This is a genomic window from Pedobacter sp. SYSU D00535 (genome assembly GCF_017355855.1).
GTDB lineage: Bacteria > Bacteroidota > Bacteroidia > Sphingobacteriales > Sphingobacteriaceae > Desertivirga.
Window position 1 is genome coordinate 52,468 of sequence record NZ_JAFEWD010000002.1, and the last position, 21,402, is coordinate 73,869.

Here is a 21,402-nt window from a genome sequence, read left to right on the forward strand (position 1 = left end):
CTCCAATGAAAAAGAAAGTACTATTAGGGCTGCTTGCCTTCTCACTTATATCACAATCCTGCCAGAAAGATTTTCTGGAAAGGGTGCCTTTGGACGAAATTGTTGACGAAACATTCTGGAAAACGGAAGATCAGCTTTTGCTTGCTGTCAACGCCTGTTATGCCTACCTGAAAGCGAAAAATACAGTAGACATGGAAAATCTGGGCGACAATACATTGTGGCCTTCCGTAACCGACTACCAGCGGATCTCTACTGGAAATTTTAATAGTGATTTGGGTGGGATTAACGCAGAGTGGACCAGCGCGTATGACGGGATCAGAAGGTGTAATGCTTTTCTTGAAAACTATGAGAAGGCCGATGTAGCCGTTCCCGCAAGGAAAGAAGCACTGGCAGCAGAAGTGCGTGTGATCAGAGCTTATCTTTACAACTATCTAACCCTCTTCTTCGGTGATGTACAACTGATTACCAAAACGCTGACGACCACCGATCCGGAAGTTTTTGGTAGCCGTACCTCTAAAGCAGAGGTGGTAGACTTTATGCTTGTAGAGCTGGAAGATGCCGCTCAAAAATTGTCACCCACCATTCCGACAGGTGCCAACCTGGGCCGCATTAACCGCGGGGCTGCCTTGGCCTTGAAAGCCCGTATCGCCCTTTATAACGGTCGGTGGGCAGTAGCAGAAAAGGCTGCAGCTGATGTAATGGCTTTGAACGTGTATGAGCTCTACAAAGCGGGAGGTACAGCGAACGCCTATCGCGACTTATTCACCTATAAAGGGAAATTGTCTGCCGGAGCAAACAGGGAAACAATTTTGGCCCGTACCCATCTTGCAGATATAAGCATGCACAATTTAAGCCGCGAAATCCAGGTGCCGGATCAGAATGCCCGGTGGAACCCTACCAAGTCTTTGGTAGACGCCTATCTGGCTGTTGACGGACTTCCAATTACTATGTCTCCGCTGTATAAAGAAACGTCGTACGAGGATGTCTTCAAGAACCGTGACCCGAGGATGGTACAAACAATCCTTCAACCCGGAGCTACTTGGGGCGGAAGGGTAGATGGTAATCCGGCCAATACCAATCCTAACATTTATACGGCTCCCAAATTCCGTTCGGACAGACGGGGATCGGTAACTGTTACCGGTTACTATTTTACCAAATATGTAGAGCCTTCTACGGTTGCTCAGGTATCCAGAGATGCTAATGACATCCATCTTATCCGGCTGGCAGAAGTTTATCTGACTTATGCGGAGGCAAAGCTAGAGCAGGGAACGCTGACTCAACAGGACATTGATGCTACTATCAACAAGCTGCGGGACAGGGTAGGTATGAAACGAATGGTGATTACCGAGCTCGAGGCAAATGGACTTGATCTGCGTACAGAAATAAGACGAGAACGAAGGGTTGAGTTAGCTCTGGAAGGACAGCGCTACTTTGATATTCTGCGTTGGAAACAGGGGGATTTACTTGCTCAGGACGTAAAAGGAATGAAAAAGGCATGGGCCAAGATCTCATCAGACGTAGCTAATATCCCCGCTGATGAAAACGGATATATCATTGCAAACACCGGGAGAATCTTTGAGGAGAGAAATTACCTCTGGCCAATTCCGCTCATTCAGTTTCAGCGCAATCCAAAGTTAGGTCAGAACAAAGACTGGTAGATGAAAAAGAGCCTTTTAACACTAGTGGCAGGAGCTGTTTTACTGGCAGTCTCCTGCTCCAAAAAATCCCATACGGCAAGCCTTGAAAAAGCTGCAGCAGCACAAGAGGTAAGTATTCGGGTAATGTCGTACAACGTGCACCACTGTAATCCTCCCGACAAGCCTGGAGTAATTGACATAGATGGAATTGCTGCAGTAATCAATGAGCAAAGCCCGGACCTGGTTGCTTTACAGGAAATTGACGTAAACACCGGTCGGTCCGGATCATTGAATCAGGCCGAAGAGCTGGGAAAGAAAACGGGCATGAAGTATTTCTTCGGAAAAGCGATAGACTATGATGGAGGCGCCTACGGTGTAGCTATATTATCCAAATACGATATCGCGGCACCTACTGTTCATAAACTTCCTACCCTTGCAGGTACTAATGGCGAGCCAAGAGTACTCGCTACCGTTAAAGTTAGCCTGCCTGGTGGTGCTACTATTCGCTTTGCGAGTACTCACCTCGACGCCCAAAGGGCCGACACGAACCGCGATCTCCAGATTAAAGAAATTAATCGCTTGGTCTCGGCAGATAGCCTTCCCTTTGTAATAGCGGGCGACTTTAATGCCATACCCGGGTCTTCCATTATCGAGCAGCTTGACAGCAAGTTTACACGCAGCTGCCAGAACTGTGACCCGACTATCCCCATTGTCAATCCCAACAAGACCATCGACTTTATAGCTTTTAGACCTGCCGAAAAAATCAGGGCAAAGTCAACAAAGGTATTGACAGGAATACAGGCATCTGATCATTTGCCGGTAGTGGCAGAACTTACTTTGACTCCCTAGATGAAAAAAAAGGAGATGATAAAAGGAGTGGGCGTATGTGTTATCGCAATTCTTTTATGCTGCTTTCTTTCTCAGGCCAGGGCGCAGACCTCCACCGCGGCAGTGAAAGAGGCGGCCGAGGATCTGGTGAAAAGGATACTGCCCAAGCACGCAAACAGGTTCCGGGTAGAGATTATCAGTTCAGCCGATGGGAAAGATGTGTTTGAGCTAAGTAGCAGCGGAAAAAAGATTATCCTGAAGGGAAATAATGGCGTTTCGGTAGCAAGTGCGCTCAATTATTACCTGAAGAATTACGCGCACTGCCGTATTACCTGGAACGGCACTAATTTGAAGCTGCCGGCTACTTTACCTGAAGTCTCTAAACCCATTCGGAAGGAAAGCCCGCATCAATACCGGTATTATTTAAACTATTGTACCTTTAATTACACGATGAGCTGGTGGGATTGGGATCGCTGGCAATGGGAAATAGATTATATGGCTTTGAACGGGATTAATACCCCGCTGGCCATAACCGGGCAAAATTCGGTATGGAGTAGGGTGTACAAGTCTTTTGGATTTACTGATAAGGAGCTGGAAAGCTTTTTTAGTGGTCCCGCTTATTTCAACTGGTTTTATATGGGCAACCTGGATGGCTGGGGAGGACCGCTTCCGCAGAGCCATATGCGCCGACATGAGGAGCTGCAAAAGAAGATCCTTGCAAGGGAGCGCTCCCTGGGTATGAGGCCTATTCTCCCGGCATTTACGGGGCACGTTCCTCCTGCGTTTAGTGAGAGGTTTCCGGATGCAAGTTTGAAAAAGACGCGTTGGTCTACCTTTCCTGAAGTAGCTATTCTGGCACCGGAAGACCCTATGTTTACAGAGATCGGAAAGCGATTTATAGAGGAACAAACTAAAACTTACGGGACCGACCATTTATATACTGCAGATACCTTTAACGAAAATACACCTCCTTCCAACGATTCGGTCTTCCTCAGCAATATCAGTAGGAAGGTTTACCAGTCGATGGCTACAGCCGATCCAAAAGCGGTGTGGTTTATGCAGGGGTGGCTGTTTCATCACGGTCGCAAATTCTGGCAACCTACGCAGATCAAAGCTTTGCTTAATGCTGTCCCGGATGACAAAATGGTGGTACTTGATTTATGGACGGAAAACCATCCCGTCTGGAACAGGACAGAGGCCTACTACGGGAAGCCCTGGATCTGGAACATGCTGCACAATTTCGGAGGGAACATCAGCATGTACGGACGGATGAAAGAAGTTGCCAACGGGCCTGCCCGAACGAAGAAAGATCCGCGAGCGGGAAGGATGTCAGGGATAGGACTTACGCCTGAAGCCATTGAGCAAAATCCCCTGATGTATGAGCTGATGCTCGAAAATGTATGGTCGGATGAGCCAATTGATTTAGAGAAGTGGCTCAATAGTTATTGCCATAGCCGCTATGGGAAGCAAAGCCGTCAGGCGGAAGAAGCATGGCAAATCCTATCCCGGACGGTATATGAAGGCGGGGTGTTGCCAGGTGGACCGGAATCGATCATCACCGGTAGGCCTACGCTTGCTAAAAGCACGGGAGGTACCCGGCCGGCAAAAAATTACGACCCAAAAGATCTTTTACCTGCCTGGGCGCTGCTTATTGATGCTTCCAAGAAGCTGAAGTCGAGCGAGGGGTTCCGGTACGACCTGGTAGACCTGACGCGGCAGGTGCTGGTCAATTATGCAGATTCGCTGCAACACCAGTTTGCCGGTGACTACCACCGGAAGGATACCGCTGCTTTTCGACGCCATACTGCGCGTTTTCTGCAAGTAATGGAGGATACCGACCGTCTGCTGGGCACCAGAAAGGACTTTCTACTGGGTAAATGGTTGAGCGATGCCAGAAGCTGGGGCACCAACGACGCGGAAAAAGACCTGTTTGAAAAGAATGCCAGGAACCTAATCACCCTTTGGGGCGACCAGAACAGCAGGCTATATGAGTACTCCTGCAGGCAATGGTCAGGGATGCTAAGAGGGTTTTACAAGCCCAGGTGGGAGCAATACTTTGCCTATCTCGAAGCGCAGCTGAAAGCTAATAAGGAACCTGATCAGAAGGCGTTTGAAGCAGGAATAAAGGAGTGGGAGTGGAACTGGATACATGGAAAAGAGGTTTATCGGGATCAGCCTTCCGGGGATGCGGTGGCGACTTCTTTTGAGCTTTACAAAAAGTATTACCCGGCTATCAGCACCTTATATCATAATTAAATTAAAAATGAACCGCAGAAATCTCTTAAAAACGCTCAGTATTGGTTTTGGCTCCTCCATCATCAGTACTGACGTGCTTGCCAGGCTGGCTGATAATACTTTCAGCTTTAATATTCCTGAAAATTTGCTTCATAAACCTCTTGATAAGGCTGTTACAGCGATTACTCTTGGAGCAGGAAACCGGGGAACGGTTTACGGCAACTATGCAGGCAAGTTTCCAGAGGAATTAAAAATAGTCGGCGTAGCAGAACCGAATGTGTTCAGGAACGAACGCTACGCCGAAAAGCATCGTATTCCTGCAGCAAACCGCTTTGATACTTGGGAGAAGGTGTTCGAGCGGCCGAAGTTTGCCGACGCGATCATCATCTCAACACCCGATCGGCTGCACTACGGGCCTTGTATGAAAGCGCTGGAAATGGGCTACGACATCCTGCTGGAGAAACCAATTGCCCCTTCGGAAAAGGAATGCAGGGATATCCTGTCGCTGGCTCGAAAGAATAACAGGATTGTCGCGGTTTGCCATGTCTTGAGGTACGCCCCCTATTTTGTGAAGATGAAAGAACTGATTGCCAAGGGAGCAATTGGTGAAGTAATAAGTGTGCAGCATTTTGAGCCCATAGAGCATACGCACATGGCGCATTCTTATGTGAGGGGAAACTGGCATAAGTCTTCAGAGACCACTCCGATCATCCTGGCCAAGTCCTGTCACGATCTGGATATCATCAAATGGGTGATCAATAAACCTTCCCGCAAGATAGCTGCTATGGGGGATCTGAAATGGTTCAGAATTGAAAATGCACCGGAGGGGAGTACAGCCCGATGTACGGATGGATGCAAAGTAGAGCGGCAGTGTCCTTATTCGGCCATCCGGGAATATTATGACCGGCGCTCCCGCACCTCGGTACTGGACCTTCCTCCCGACAGGTCAAAACACGCGGAAGTAATCATGGATAGATTGAAAACCACTAACTACGGCCGTTGCGTGTACCGGATGGAGAATGATCAGCCCGACCACTACATTACCAATATCCTGTTCGACGGAAATGTTACCGCCAGCTTTTCTATGGAAGCCTTCACCTCTTATCACGGTCGGCGGACGCGCGTAATGGGCTCTATGGGAGATATGGTTGGCGATATGAACGAGCTGGTGCTCTCCGACTTCCGTACCCGGAAAGAGCTGAAGTTCGTTCCTCAGGCAGAAGACGTTGAAGAATACAAGAATAGTGGTCACGGTGGAGGAGATTGGCTGTTGGTGCGTGACTTTGTGCAGGCCGTCTCTCAAAAGAATCCCGCCATACTCACCTCTACCATCGATGAGTCTATCGAGAGCCATATCATGGGGTTCAAGGCAGAAGAAAGCAGGAAGACAGGAAAAGTGAAAATTATCAAGATGTAAACCACTTGGAGTCCCATTAGGGAAACAACGGTCAAATGAAAAATTTAGCAATTTTGCTCATCACCATTCTCGGCTTTCTAAAGGTGCTGCCCGCCCAGGAGAACCGCAATCTTGACATTCAGGCCCATCAGGGAGGCTGCGGATTGTATCCCTGTAATACCATTCCCGCTTTTATCAACGCTCTGAAGCTGGGTGTCACTACCCTTGAACTCGACGTCGTCATTTCTGAAGACCAGCAGATGGTAGTCTCTCATGATCAGTTCATGTCGCACCGCTCCATGCTTACTCCCTCGGGAGATTCTATCGCAAAAGCGGAAGAGCTGCGCCATAACCTTTACAAGATGCCTTATTCCGCAATTCGTAAGTACGACGCCGGCTTGAAATACTGGGCTGAATTTCCGAGGCAGCAGAAGCTGAGCTCGTACAAGCCGCTGCTCTCTGAGCTTATTGATTCGGTCGAGTCGTTTTGCAAAAACCATAAGCTGAAAGAAGCCAGGTATAATATTGAAATCAAATCACTCAAAGGTGATGGTATTTACCATCCCGCACCCGAAGCTTTCACTGAATTGGTGTTGAAAGTAGTGCGCGATAAAAAGATGGAAGACAGGGTGATAATTCAGTCTTTCGATGTGCGGGCCTTGCAGCATCTGCATCAAAGTCATCCCGGGATTAAAACCTCTTTTCTAATTGGGAATAAGGAGCCGCTGGGTAGAAATCTGGAGAAACTCGGTTTTATTCCAGATATTCTTAGTCCGCACTATAAGCTGCTAAATGAAAAGCTGATGCAAGAAGCCCGGCAGCATCATATGCTGGTAATTCCGTGGACAATTGATGAGGCAGAAGAAATGAAAAGGATCGTCCAACTTGGCGTAGATGGAATTATTACGAATTATCCAGACCTGGCGCTAAAGCTCTTTAAGGACAACAAATATTAGGAGTATGCATTTTTTTAATTACTTGAGAAGCCGGTTAAATGACGGCGAAACGTTTTCTCAATTACTGTTTTTGATAGTCAAACTGGGCCTGATTGCCTGGCTGATCTTGGGATACAGCATCCTGGCTGGTGCCCAGTCGTTCAAAGTAGGAAGCTTCAATATTCGCTATGATACCCCACTGGATACAGGTAACTTGTGGGTGCAAAGAGCGCCGGTAGTTGCCAACCTCATCCGCTTTCATGATTTTGACGTCCTTGGCACGCAGGAGGGCTTGAAGAATCAGTTAGATGATCTCACTGCAGCGCTTCCTGAATACCAGAGATATGGTGTCGGACGGGACGATGGCAAGGAGTCCGGTGAATTTTCAGCGATTTATTTTAAAAAGGATAAATACAAATTGGTGAAAAGCGGAGACTTCTGGTTGTCAGAAACACCTGAAAAGCCTTCGAAGGGATGGGACGCTACTTGTTGTAACCGTCTTTGCACCTGGATACAACTGGAGGATAAGGTGAGCGCCAGCAGATTTTATGTTTTCAATGCTCACTTTGATCATAAGGGAAGGATAGTAAGAGTAGAAAGTGCGAAGCTGATACTGGCAAAGATGGCTGAAATAGTGGGCAAAGAACCGGCAATATTAACCGGCGACTTTAACGGAGGACATACAAGTGAGTGGTATACCACTCTTGCCGAAAGCCCCTTGCTTATGGACAGCTACAAGCAGGTAAAGTATCCGTATAGGAATAATGGTAGTACTAATGCTTTTGGTAAGTCTCCTGCGAGCACCCAGGTAATTGACCATGTTTTGGTTACGCAGCACTTTCAGGTTAAAAAATGGGGAGTCCTCACGGATACCTACCATGGTAAATATCCTTCGGATCACTTCCCGATAGCAGTAGAGCTGCTTTTTAAGAGCAAGCAGAACTAATATAGCTGCTATTAATCCAGCCTGTATTGGCAACAAGCTAAAATGGCTGCTAGTTTAGTAAGTTGCGACGCACCCGTGCCGCACTTTACTTACTTTCGGTTCATACCTAAACCTTTTGCAAAAACACGTATTAAATCTACCTGATTTTCTATATGTTTTTTCCGTAAAACCTTTAATTTAGCTGATAGCTACTGAACATCTTACCTATTGAAAACTTATGGAAATTACTACTCCTGCCCCCGAGAGGGAAAGCAGGCTAAGCGGTGGAAGCCTTACCTTAAGCCCCGCAAATTATAGAGTACTTACTTACACCTTAATTGCAGCAGGTGTTTTTCTCCGGCTTTTTCATTACTTCTACAACCGCTCGCTATGGACAGACGAGATGTATCTTTCGCTGAGTTTCCTGGAGATGGATTTTGTGGAGTTGGCTACGGAGCCACTGGTCTATCAGCAGAAAGCACCGATTGGCTTTTTATGGCTGGTAGAGCTGGCCGTTGTTCTGTTTGGTGATGGGGAAATGGCATTGCGCCTTGTTCCTTTGCTGGCAGGTATTGCTTCCCTGTATTTTTTTAAGAAGGTTGCAGATCGATTTTTAACTCCTGCAGGTATAGCCGCTGCAGTTGGTATTCTGGCTCTGGCCCCTAACTTCGTTTACCATTCTGTTGAAATTAAGCAGTATGGTGTTGAGTTGTTGGTCACCATTCTCGTGCTTTATTTCTATGTTAAGTATGCGCACCGCAAGAAAATCTCCCATCTGTTAGCATGGGGAGTTGCAGGTGCTTTGCTGATCTGGTTTTCCTACTCCTCCATTTTTGTGCTCACCGGCATGGCACTGGCCATTACTTTAAATAACCTCTTTCGTCGCAAATGGAAACAGACCGGTTTGCAAATAATTCCCTTCTCCATGTGGATGATAAGTTTTATACTAAACTTTTTCCTGTTCACCTATAACAAAACGACGAACTCCGGCTGGCTCATCGACTGGTTTACCATTCGCCTTGGTTATATCCCTTTGCCTCCAAAATCCTTTGCGGATGTGTCCTTTCTGGTGCAGATTCCTTACAAAATGCTGTTTTATCCACTCGGCTTGTTATGGGAGTTTATTACCATCGAGAATGGGGCACTGCGGGTTATTGCGCGGATGGGGGCGGTGCCACTCATTTTCTGGGCTGCGGGCCTCGTCTTTTATTTTCGAAGGAAGCGGGTGGTTTTTATGATACTACTTTTTCCGATGCTGCTGGCCTTGCTTGCGTCTGCAGTTAAGCAATACCCATTTTATGAACGGCTTACTCTGTTTCTTGCTCCTCTGATCATCATTTTAATTGCGAAGGGTTTTGAGACGCTTTCAACCAGGTTTTCACGTTACGCGCTCGTGCAACCTGCATTGCTGTGTCTGTTGCTTATTGGACCCCTCGGTACTTCTGCTGCGCAGTTGGCAGATACGCATTTGTTCGGGGGCTATAAAAGAAGCTACCAGCGCGACTGTTGGCTCTATGTTAATCAGCGGTTTCAACCCGGAGATGCCGTTTACGTTTACTGGAATATTCGCTACGGTTACCTGTTCTATAAAAAATCCTACGATTTAAAGTACGACGCTGTTATCGGCAACGATTACAGGAGGGATTCGAGAAACGCGCAGGATTATCTGCATAATATTCAGAAGGATATTAACGGATTAAAGCGCTATCGTCGCGTATGGTTGGTTTATGAAAAAGATTATTGGGTGGATATTGGCGACTACGACGGAGTGCCCAATTGGTATTTCAAAAATTATTTACTGCGGGAGAAAGTGAATGAGCGATTTGGTGCTTTGGGTCCGCAGGCTGATATGCTGGATACCAAGCAGGCGAGGGTAGTTCTATTAAATCTGGAGGATTAAGCGCTAATTTTTTTCCTATTGATAACTTAACCTGGAGTACACATAGTAGCTATACTTTTGCGGTGTACCTCGTTCTTTTGATTAATGATTAAAGAGGGCTGAAAGGCCCTTTTATTTCATCTATCAACAAGTTGAATTGCGGTTTTGAAACTTCCACTGAGACAAGAATTATAACAGAGAGCTGCTTATGCAGCTTTTTTTATTTCTGCCGCTTGCTCAGCTTTTAATAGCCTCTTTATAGCTGATAGCCCCGCTTGCGCCGCTGAATATAAATCTTCCCCCCTTATTCTATCAATTTCACCCCGCTTATTGCATTCCATTGATTCGATATTGCAGCCAGTATTAACCAAGAAAACCAACCGATACATGAAGTACATCTTAGACCATTGCCATCTGCCGGCAATTACTATAATTAGATCTCTCGGTACTTTTATAAACCTAAGCTTTTTAATGTACCACCGAAGCAGAGCAGCCGAGTCGCCTTGATGGATTTTTATTCGGACGGACTTGTTTTACACTATCCATGATCCAGTTACAGATATTGATTGACCGCATAACGCCGGTCGAAACTATTGAACTAACGATTATACAATTAGGATGAATACATCTTTACTCTTATTTGGAACACATCTCCAAACTATTAAAATCACTTCAACGATGAAATACTCAACTAATGGTTGGATGTACACCACCATGAAGGGTAGTGTTGCCCCTTTCGTGAGCAAGACAATTTTGCTGACGTTACTGCTCGGACTCTTTTCTTTTTCCCTCTTTGCGCAAAAGGTACTAACGGGGCGGGTAACGATAGATAACAGCCCGTTGCCAGGAGTAACGATACGGGTAAAAGGAGGAACAACCGCTACACAAACAGACAATGCAGGCCGCTTTTCTATCACTGCACCCGGGGACGCCACTTTGGTATTTAGCTTTGTTGGATTTGTAACTCAGGAAGTAAAAGTTAATAATCAGTCCGAAATAAACGTCCGATTGGAGCCGGTGGCTAGCCAACTTACTGAGGTCGTGGTTAACGTTGGGTATGGCAAGCAAAAACTCCCGACCGTTACCGGTGCGGTGGGAGTCATTTCTGGTAAAGATTTAACTCAAACGCCTGTTGCTAATATTACCAATATGCTGGTAGGACGCACCTCTGGTATCAGTGCGGTGCAGGCAAGTGGCGAACCCGGATTAAACGCTACCACTATTCGTATACGAGGTATCGCCACCTTAAACGGGCAAGACCCTCTTATTGTGATTGACGGGGTGCAGCAGCCCGCAGAGCAGCCCTACGCTATGCTGAATGCGATAGATCCAAATGAGGTGGAAAATATAAGTGTCTTGAAAGATGCTTCTGCCACCGCAGTATACGGAATTAGGGGAGCGAATGGGGTAATTATCGTGACCACCAAACGCGGGAGGTCCAACCGCCCGCAGTTTAGTTTTTCTGCTAACCAGGGTTTTACCAGAGCAGCCTCTATGTTCGAAACCTTAGGCTCCTACGATTTTGCCCTGTTAAGGAACGAGGCGATATACAATGCTCAGGCAGCAGGAAACACAAGTTTTAACAGGTTGTTGTTTTCTGAAGACGAACTGTGGAAGTTTAAAAATAACAGAGACTACACGCCGGCAGAAGTTGATGCCATGTCGCATCTCTCTGACGCGCAAAAGACCGCGTTAAAGAATAGCCCCGCCCTTTACTATACCGACCATAATTATTATAAAGAGCAATTCGGCGGAACTGGCTTACAGAACCAGTATAACCTTAACGTTTCCGGCGGAACTCCCCGGCTCAGATACTTCACTTCGCTGGGGTATTTCAACCAGGACGGGATTTTATCTAATACGTCCTATGGTGGGTCTGATACTAATCCATTCTATAAGCGGTATAATTTCCGCACCAACCTGGATATCAATATTGCCGAAAACTTTCAATTGAGTTTTAATCTGGGCGGACAGTCGTCTATAAATAAGGTAGCAGGTAGCGGATCTGCCAGTGATTTCGCCAACAGGTATCAGGGGATCATTCAGAATATTCTGGAAAATAGCCCTTTCTCTGGGCCCGGCATTGTTGAGGGACGTCTTGTAACCGGGTTCGTAGGTTTGCCGGGAGATCCCACCAATCCCCTCGGGGCAAAAGGAGGGACTGGGTACACGCCGCTCGCCCAGTTACTGACGGGCGGAACACGCACCATGTACACTACCTTATTAAGTAGCGTTCTGAAGCTCAACCATACGATGGGATACCTAACCAAAGGCTTAGAGTCCCATGTTACTGTCGCATACGACAACAATTACGGCAAAGGATATAACCAAACGAACAGCATCCCTCAGTATTCTGCCATGAGAGATCCTTCTAATCCTGCCAGTATTGTTTTTATTGGAGGACAGGTGAATCCTACCTCTACTGCAGATAATCAGGGTAACGGATTCTGGCGCAAGTTGTATCTGGAAGCTGCTGTGAATTATAGCCGAACGTTCGGATCGCACACCGTCTCTGCACTACTACTTGGAAATGCCCAGCGATTTACAGCAAACGGACAGGCCTTTAATACTCCGGCAGGCTTAATGGGAATGGCTGCGCGGGCTACTTATAACTTCAAGGAGCGCTATCTGGCCGATTTCAGCATGGGAATTAATGGTACAGAAAACTTTGCTGAGGAGCAACGGTTCGGGTATTTTCCTGCGGTTTCTGCCGGTTGGATTATTTCTAACGAGCCCTTTTTCAAAGACAATAAATGGATCACCTGGGTGAAGCTGCGGGGGTCCTACGGAGAAGTCGGGAATGACCAGATAGGGGGGAGGCGGTACTTATACCTACCCAATACCTGGGTGACAAACGCTGCAGGTTATCGATTCGGAACCAGCGATGGTTCTACTACCAATCCCTCTTATTCAGGTGCCGCTGAATCTGCTCTTGGAAACCCGGATGTGACCTGGGAGAGAGCAAGGAAGGTAAACCTCTCTGCTGATCTGAAATTTATAAGTAATAAACTATCCATCAGCTCCTCACTTTTCCAGGAAAAGCGTAATAATATCCTGGTTACTTCGGGGATTATCCCCGCAAATTATGGGGTTCCTCAGAGCTCAACGCCGCCGATAAACATGGGAAGAGTGACCAATAAAGGATTTGAGATAGAACTGGGCTGGGACGACAAGATCGGAGCTGTTGCTTATTTTCTTAAAGGCAATTATTCCTTAGCGAGAAATAAGATCGAATACCGCGCCGAAGCTCCTTCTCCCTACGAGTGGATGAATCAAACGGGCTACGCGATCGGTCAATACAAAGGCCTGCTAACTGACGGATTTTATAACACCCAGGAAGAGCTTAATAACAGGCCCTTCAACGCGTTCGGCAACAACGCCAGATTAGGCGACCTTAAGTTCAGAGACGTTACCGGCGACGGAATCATTGATAACAAGGATCTTGTTCCCATCGGTTATTCTAATCTTCCACAAGTTGCTTATAATGTGGCACTCGGTTTTTCTTATAAAGGCTTCGACCTGAACGCACTTTTCATCGGCACAGACAGAGGTTCTTTCCCTCAGTTCGGTTATATTCTTAGCTCACCTTTTGCCAAGGATGTGGGCGCCGTTCTTCAATACGCATACGATGGGCGCTGGACACCTGAAAAGTACGCAAACGGGGAACCCATTTATTATCCCGCAATTTCTTTTAGCGGCGGACAAGCCAATAACGGACAGCTAAGCGACTTCTGGCTGAAGTCCAACAATTTTACCAGGTTGAAAAACCTGGAGATCGGCTATTCTTTTCCCCGGTCCAAATTTTTCGACCGTGCAAGCATTAGAGGAATACGGGTTTACATGAATGGAAACAACCTTTTAACCTGGGGAGCAAAACTAATCGACGGTATCGACCCGGAACAGGCCGACGCCGGGAAAAATAACATGGGGTACCTGTTCCCTCTTACAAGGACCTACAATCTGGGAGCATCTATTCAATTCTAACAATAAAAACACTAGAAATGAAAACTACATATTCATTATTAATTGTGCTTGGCCTCGTTATTCAATTGTGCGCCTGTAAAGATGATTTCCTCGAAATGCCTCTTTCCAGCACTACTGTTGCTGATTCAGTGTTTTCCACTTCAACAAAAGCCCAGGGCGCTATCGCTAACGCATATCGAAACATACTTTCCCAGGGACTGCCCCACAGGAACACCTGGAATGCGATGATACAGGAGAACCTGTCGGGAGGGATGAATTATAGTCATTCCTGGACCATTGCGAAGGATATTGTGTTAAGTGGACTTAACGCAAGTCGTACCAACGAAGATATGGACGGTTATGAGGGAAATTTTGCTCCCATCCGGCAGGCTTATCTTGTAAAAGAAAATATTGATAAAGTTCGGGATATGTCGGCTGCAGACAAAGCCATTGTAAAAGCCGAGATGCAGGCCCTGATTGCATACCGGTACGGCCAGATGTTTATTATCTATGGCGGCGTTCCTATTGTAAGCAGGAGCTACCTTCCTACGGATGAATTGGCTATTCCAAGAAGTCCCTTAAAAGCTGTTCTTGACTCCATTGTTACCTGGTGTGACCAGGCAGCAGCCGTGCTGCCCTCGCAATGGCCCGACACCTGGAAGGGCCGAATGACAAAATCGGCAGCACTTGCTATCAAGTCAAAAGCATTATTGTACGCGGCCCGGCCGCTGTTCAATGCTGCAGCCCCTTATCTTGATCTCGGCGCCAACAACAACCTGATTAGTCTGGGTAATTATGACCAAAACCGCTGGACGCTTGCTGCACAAGCTGCAGATGCGGTTATTGAAGAGGCAGAAGCCCGGGGTGGTGCTTCTATTATTAATACTGGTAATCCCCTGGATGACTATGGGACAGCTACATCGAAGCCAGGAAACCCTGAGGTATTGCTTGCCTTTAAGTTTGTAAATACTTATTCAGGAGGAGGAGATAATTGGAGTGAGCTGCCGATGAATGCTTTCTACAACCCGAGGTACTGGCAAGCGCAAGGTAATGTACTAACCACCAATCAACTTGAGAATTATTACAAAGCGGACGGCACCAATCAAATCTGGCCGGCCACAGGTGCTGTTCTGCCATTTTCAGACTATACAGCGAAGATGAACCAGATGGAAGCCAGGTTTAAGGCCGATTTTCAGCCCTGGGAGATGGATGCTCCCAATAATCCCGGCCATGTCAACTGGAGAAATAATTCTACAGGTACTGGTCCCGGATTTGGTGTCGCCAGAATTACTAAGTTCTATTACAAAGCGGGTGCAAGGTACTGGTTTGAATTCCCAATATTTCGTCTGGCAGCTGCTTATTTAAGTGCTGCAGAAGCATACAATGAAGCTGGCGAACCTGGAAAAGCCCTGGAGAGGCTGAATAAAATACATCAGCGGGCGGGGCTGCCAGCGGTGACAGAAACAAACCCGGCAGCACTGCGGGCAATTATACAAAGAGAGTGGGCGGTTGAATTTTTCGATGAGAATTACCGGCTGCATGATGTCAAACACTGGAAATTACCCAACATCGGCAACGGTATAATAGGGGGAGCCATCAGAGGATTTGCGTTCAATAATAATACTACTGTAAAGCTCACCGGTAATACCAACTATACAGATAAGGTGATCTATCAGGCCTTCTGGGCACCTAATCAGTATCTTAATCCATTTCCGCAGAATGAGATTAATAAAGGAATCCTCGTTCAAAATCCTAATTACTAATTGCTGGTAAAGGGAAATTATAAACCAAAAAATAAAAATTTCAGATGAAAATGCGGAGACATTCTATTTTGGGTCTATTCCTTGTGTTGGCCGGCTCGTTCTGTCATTACGGTGCAGTAGTACATGCCCAATCCGATACCTCAATCAACCTATCAGAAGTTGAGCGGGGACCTTTACTAAAAATCAAGAAAGAAAGATCTGTAGCTTCTACCTCATCAGTGAGTGGGGAAACTCTGTACAAAACTCCGGTGGCAAATATCACTAACAGCTTATATGGGAGGTTACAGGGCTTGACAGTCAGACAGCGTTCCGGGGAACCCGGTTATGATGATGCTGCTTTATCTATCAGGGGCGTAGGATCGTACGATAATACTGGCCTCGTCATCTATGTTGACGGCTTTCAAACCACCAATTCATACTTCTCCTACCTCTCGCCGGTAGAAATAGAAACGATTACGGTGATAAAAGATCCGGTTGCACTTGCCACGTTTGGGATGAAAGGTGCTAACGGCGTTTTATGGGTTGAAACAAAAAGGAGCAGGCCAGGTCAGCCGAGGGTACAGGCGCAGGTTGTAACAGGATGGCAGCAGGCAATCAACATTAATAAGCCTTACGGGTCCTACGATTATGCACGGCTTTATAACCAGGCGATCAGTAATGACAACTTCGCTATTAACGGATATCAGTTTAACTGGACGCCACAATATACAGAAGCGCAATTGCAAGCCTATCAGAATGGTACCGGCCTCAATGTCGACTGGTATGACCAGGCCCTTAAGAATAGTGGTTCCTACACGGATGCTAACTTCGTCTTTTCAGGTGGCGACCCTAATACCAGATACGGTGTTATTGTCGACTATATGAAGCAAGGCGGGATGTATGACGTGGAAACTGATATAAGAACTTCGAATGCGCAGATACAACGCTTCAATCTTCGGTCGAATTTGGATTTTAGCTTTTTTAAGATATTTGAAGCAAAGATTGACCTGGGAGGCCGGATCGAAGATCGCCGCTACCCTAATTTTAACGGTCCTGCACTATGGGAAAATCTCTCGAAGTATCCCGCAAATATTTATCCTGTTCAGGACAATGTTAATGGTGCCTGGTCGGGCACAACCCTTTTTCCTGATAATCCCATCGCCTCGCTTAAAGCACTTGGCTGGACGTCCACGCATGACCGCACCCTACAGGCTAACTTTAATCTGAAACAAAAACTTGATTTTTTAACCCCGGGCCTGTTCCTGAACGAGGCAGTCTCCTTTAACAGCTGGACCAGAAACGCTGCAAGTAAAACGGCTACCTATGCCCGTTTCCTAAATGGAGCAAGAACTACAACTGATTTGACAACCGATATAACCTCTAACGGTTCATCTCCGGTTAATCAGTACGACTGGAAGCAGGTAAACCTAACTGCAGGGTACGACCGAACTTTTGGAAGCCATGCATTTTCAGGTGCCCTTAATTACTTTATCAGTAACTACATCGTAGACCAGAATATCAACAATCCGGGCCAGAATACCGGTAATAATATCTTCTATCATTTTCAAAATCTGGGGGGACGTTTCAACTATACGTTTGATGCTCGCTATATCCTCGAAGCTGGGTTTGGTTACAGCGGCTCTGATAATTATGCGCCTGGAAACCGTTGGGGATTTTATCCTGCTGTGGCTGCAGGTTGGCTCATTTCTAATGAGGCCTTTCTGAAAAATAATCCCTTTGTCAGCCTATTGAAACTAAGAGCATCTGCGGGACAGTCGGCAAACGACCAGTCAAACAGCGGCCGATATTTATATCAGCAATATTTCGTATCCAACGGAACCTATTATACAGGCAATGGTTCACTCACAGGTAATGGCGGGACTATTCAATCATACGCCGCCAATCCCGATATTTTCGCAGAAAAAAGTACCAAGTACAACCTGGGAGTGGACCTTACTCTCCTGAATAAGTTATCTCTTACTGCAGATGTTTTTCGGGATAATCGCACTGGTATTGTTACTCAGAATAATGACCTGTCAGGAGTGTTTGGCGGGATCGTACCGTATGCTAACATAGGAAAGGTGACTAACAGAGGCTTTGAAGTAAGTGCTAACTATGCTGATAACATCGGAGCGCTCAATCTTAATCTGGGGGGAATGGTCGCTTATGCAAAGAATAAGATCAATTATCGGGCTGAAATTCCAACGGTTAATTCATTTAGCAGAACAACCGGTTTGCCAATAGGGGCACAAATGGGTCTGGTTGCTGAAGGCTTTTATGATATAACGGATTTTAATGCAAATGGAACTTTGAAGGCGGGTATTCCTGTCCCTGCTTTTGGGGCGGTGCAGCCCGGTGACATCAGGTATAAAGACCTGGATAATAATAACCGGGTAGATCAGACGGATATCACGGAAATTGGCAATCCTAATTATCCTTCTCTTACTTATGCTTTCAATACCGTTTTCGCTTTTAAAGGCTTTGATCTGGCTGCCTTATTTCAGGGAGCTTCCGGAAATAGTGTTAACCTGCTTTCATCAGCATATTTTCAAACGGTAGCATTTGTAAATAATACGAATGTGTACCCCATTGCAGGGGATGCCTGGGCCTACTATCCCAATCAGGGTATTGACACCAGGGCGTCTGCCAAATATCCGCGCTTAACAACGAAGGCAAATACTAATAATTATCAAAACTCATCTTTCTGGATAAAGAATGGAGATTTTTTACGCATACGGAATATTGAGCTCGGGTATACGGTGCCTGCTTCAGCTTTAAGAAGGCTCCATATTGAAAAATTCAGGGTTTATGTAAATGCTGTGAATCCTGTTTCCTGGTCGTCATTGGATAAACGTTACAACATCGATCCGGAAACCAATTCCGGTTATCCTGGCCTCAAATCGTTTAATACCGGTATTTCTCTCACTTTTTAGAAGATGTTTATGAAACTACAAACTATTTATAAATCACTTTCTGTATGTATCATCACCGCTTTTTTAAGCAGTTGTGAGAAGGATTTTCTTGATACCCGGGTCGACACAGCCCAGACGGAGGAAACCCTGAACTCCAACTACAGCACCTTGTTTTCCCTGGCCAATGCTCCCTATAACTATATACGGAATGAATTTACACTGATTGATAATAATCTCTTCGCCCCAGTGTCGGATGAAGCCGTACAAACCGCTACAGATGCGAACGTAAGGCTTTTTAATAATGGAAGCTGGAATGCTTATAATAACCCGGATAATTATTACGCGAACTATTATTCAGGGATAAGAGCTGCTAACTATTTTATAGAGCAGTCAGGGGATTACAAGAGACGGCTGGCTTTAAACCGGGATATTATCTCCGCCAATGGCAAGATTAATTACGATAATGATGTGTTGAACATGGCCTGGTACCGGGCAGAAGCAAGAATTTTAAGAGCTTTCTATTATTTTGAGCTTGCCAAGCGCTACGGTGGTGTGCCCCTTGTTACAAAGACACTCCAAATTTCAGACAATACCAGGCTGCCAAAAGCTTCTTTCGATGAAATTATAAATTTTATAGCGTCTGAGGTAGACACCTATAAAGATAGCCTGCAGGTAAATTGGAGGACTTCCGCTTTTACAAGCAACGACGGCAGACTGACAAAAGGGGTGGCCCTTGCATTAAAGGGTCGCGCTTTATTGTTTGCTGCCAGTCCGCTGCATAACCCCACCAGCGATCTTTCTAAGTGGCAAAAAGCAGCGGTTGCACTTAACGACGTGATAGTATTCGGGCAAACTGCAGGGAACTACAGTCTCCATAATGATTACCTGAACTACTTTCTAGGTACAAACACGCTTACCAGTAATGAAACGATCTGGGCAATCCGCTATCAGGCAAGTAATGGCCTCGAAAGAAGCAATTATCCCATCACTACCCCCGGCGGAGCCAGTGGTATAACGCCTACCCATAATCTCGTCTCCGCCTATGAGTACAAGGGAGTTCCTGATCCGCTTAACCCCTATGCTAACAGGGATCCAAGGTTGGGATTTACCGTAGTGACTAACAACAGTACCTGGAACGGACGTACGATAAATGAAGCTGCGGGCGGAATTGATGATATGGCTAAAGCGAACACCAGCAGAACCGGATACTACCTGAAGAAATTCCTTAATGCTAATCTCAACCTGGTGCAGAATCAAACCGCAGTTCACAATTGGCCATTGTTCCGGTATGCCGGAGTTTTGTTGGAATATGCGGAAGCGATGAATGAGGCCTACGGACCGGATAACAACAATGGATTTAGTCTAACTGCCCGCCAGGCTTTGAATATGGTAAGAAACCGGCCGGGAGTAGCAATGCCTGCTGTAACAGTTACAGATCAGGCGGCTTTCCGATCAGCGGTGAAACATGAGCGCAGAGTCGAACTGGCTTTTGAAAACTACCGGTACTGGGATCTATTAAGGTGGAAAGATGCTGCCACTGTACTCAATCAGCCGGTTACTGGAGTCTCCGTTACCAGCAATGGAACCGGACAATTTACGTACACGCCGCAAGTGGTTGAAAATAGAGTATTCGATGCTTCCAGGATGTACTTCTATCCCTTCCCACAAGCTGAAATTGCTAAGTCGCAAGGTGCTCTTGTCCAGAACACCGGGTGGTAACCACTTAACTGATCGTAAATTCAAAAAAGAATATCATGAAGTTCAATAATATAATAAGTATAAAGTTCTTCCTCTCAATCGTCTTGCTTTTATCTCTGGGCGCATGCAGCAAGGACGATCCTAAGCTGGAATATGGATTTTCGAAGGTGTATATGCCACAGGCGATCAATAAATCAGGGGGAGTCAATAATCAATATCCTGTGCCTTCCGGTACTGATTCTTCCACCTATAACTACGTGTTGAAGGAGAGCGAAAGTAAAATTAATGTGGTTCTGGGAGCAGCTTTATCAGGCCCCGGTGCAGAAGCCTATTCCGTAGATGTCAGCGTAGATAATGATACCATTCAAGAACTGTTTGCCAACAATACCTTTGATCCTGCCCGGTATAAATTAATGCCGGCGTCCATGTACACACTTCCCTCCAGGTTAGAGGTGCCCAAGGGTAGTAAGGCGGCAACATTCTATTTAGGTATAGATATATCTCAACTTAAATCTAATACTTATGCCGGTAAATATCTTTTATTAGCGGTTAAGGTATCCAATCCAAGCAATTATGAACTAAACAGCGCTTTAAGTACCACCCTTGTTGTTTTAGATGTAGATGCATTGGTAATTGGACCAGCGGTTAATATAACGAGTAAATACATCCTCAATCCCGGCGATCCTTTTATTGCAACAGCCCGAAATGGTAAATGGGGAACGCTGAAAGATTGGGTTGCTAGTCCCGGAGCCCTTAGCCATGGAGGAGTCGGGGGATTTGTTCAGGATGGGGACGGAATGACCATGAATATGGAGTCGGGATGGGGCTCTCCGCTTATTTCTAATGGTAAAATATATCAAACTATAACATTGCCTCCAGGTACCTACTCCTTTGATCCTTCCGGCGGAGCCTGGAAGTGGCAGGGGACTAAAGATCCGGCTTATGCTGTTGTTGCTCTTAATGCCGATGTTCTTCCTGATTACAGTAATATCGTGAATAATACTTCTATAGTTTACCAGAGAATTGCGCAGCCACAGCCGCACGTCACTTTTAAGCTGACGGCTACAACAAAGGTTACTGTCGGAGTGGTGGTTAATTATGTGCAAAATGAACAAGGTTTTAAAAGTACGAAGGTCAGCTTGTTTAGCTATCCCAAACATTTGTAAAACCTGCTACAGTTAATATATTGGTTAGTTTATATAATAGGGGCGGGACGAAAGTTCTGTCCCTTAACTTTTAAATCGTTTCAGAT

Annotated in this window: 12 protein-coding genes; all 12 read left to right on the forward strand. The window is 46.1% G+C overall.

Going from position 1 to position 21,402, the window contains the following annotated elements; translation table 11 throughout:
* Nucleotides 1-5: 5 nt before the first annotated feature.
* The 12 genes from J4N23_RS04595 to J4N23_RS04650 all read left to right on the forward strand — a co-directional run bounded on the left by J4N23_RS04595 (nt 6) and on the right by J4N23_RS04650 (nt 21,316).
* The gene (locus J4N23_RS04595) at nt 6-1,658 is read left to right on the forward strand and encodes a RagB/SusD family nutrient uptake outer membrane protein (RefSeq protein ID WP_207425851.1); all 1,653 of its coding nucleotides are present in this window, start codon (nt 6-8) and stop codon (nt 1,656-1,658) included.
* Complete coding sequence (locus tag J4N23_RS04600; protein ID WP_207425852.1) at nt 1,659-2,486, forward strand: endonuclease/exonuclease/phosphatase family protein; 828 nt, start codon at nt 1,659-1,661, stop codon at nt 2,484-2,486. It begins immediately after the preceding gene.
* The gene (locus J4N23_RS04605) at nt 2,487-4,721 is read left to right on the forward strand and encodes an alpha-N-acetylglucosaminidase (protein WP_242689119.1); all 2,235 of its coding nucleotides are present in this window, start codon (nt 2,487-2,489) and stop codon (nt 4,719-4,721) included. It abuts the gene before it with no gap.
* 7 nt (nt 4,722-4,728) lie between these two features.
* A complete protein-coding gene (locus tag J4N23_RS04610) occupies nt 4,729-6,117 on the forward strand; it encodes a Gfo/Idh/MocA family protein (RefSeq protein WP_207425853.1) in 1,389 nt (462 codons plus the stop codon).
* A 35-nt stretch (nt 6,118-6,152) separates the two neighbouring features.
* A complete protein-coding gene (locus tag J4N23_RS04615) occupies nt 6,153-7,052 on the forward strand; it encodes a glycerophosphodiester phosphodiesterase family protein (protein WP_207425854.1) in 900 nt (299 codons plus the stop codon).
* 4 nt (nt 7,053-7,056) lie between these two features.
* Nucleotides 7,057-7,977 (forward strand): endonuclease/exonuclease/phosphatase family protein, encoded by a 921-nt coding sequence (locus tag J4N23_RS04620; RefSeq protein WP_207425855.1) that lies wholly within the window; start codon nt 7,057-7,059, stop codon nt 7,975-7,977.
* Nucleotides 7,978-8,194: 217 nt separating this feature from the next.
* Complete coding sequence (locus J4N23_RS04625; RefSeq protein ID WP_207425856.1) at nt 8,195-9,856, forward strand: glycosyltransferase family 39 protein; 1,662 nt, start codon at nt 8,195-8,197, stop codon at nt 9,854-9,856.
* A 657-nt stretch (nt 9,857-10,513) separates the two neighbouring features.
* Complete coding sequence (locus J4N23_RS04630; RefSeq protein ID WP_207425857.1) at nt 10,514-13,819, forward strand: TonB-dependent receptor; 3,306 nt, start codon at nt 10,514-10,516, stop codon at nt 13,817-13,819.
* Nucleotides 13,820-13,836: 17 nt separating this feature from the next.
* Nucleotides 13,837-15,561, forward strand: a complete 1,725-nt coding sequence (locus tag J4N23_RS04635) for a RagB/SusD family nutrient uptake outer membrane protein (protein ID WP_207425858.1) — start codon at nt 13,837-13,839, stop codon at nt 15,559-15,561.
* A 44-nt stretch (nt 15,562-15,605) separates the two neighbouring features.
* Nucleotides 15,606-18,473 carry a SusC/RagA family TonB-linked outer membrane protein gene (locus tag J4N23_RS04640; RefSeq protein WP_207425859.1) on the forward strand — a complete coding sequence of 956 codons (2,868 nt, stop codon included), beginning with the start codon at nt 15,606-15,608 and terminating at the stop codon, nt 18,471-18,473.
* A gap of 9 nt (nt 18,474-18,482) precedes the next feature.
* Nucleotides 18,483-20,171 (forward strand): RagB/SusD family nutrient uptake outer membrane protein, encoded by a 1,689-nt coding sequence (locus J4N23_RS04645; RefSeq protein ID WP_207425860.1) that lies wholly within the window; start codon nt 18,483-18,485, stop codon nt 20,169-20,171.
* 35 nt (nt 20,172-20,206) lie between these two features.
* Nucleotides 20,207-21,316 (forward strand): DUF5013 domain-containing protein, encoded by a 1,110-nt coding sequence (locus J4N23_RS04650; RefSeq protein WP_207425861.1) that lies wholly within the window; start codon nt 20,207-20,209, stop codon nt 21,314-21,316.
* Nucleotides 21,317-21,402: the final 86 nt, after the last annotated feature.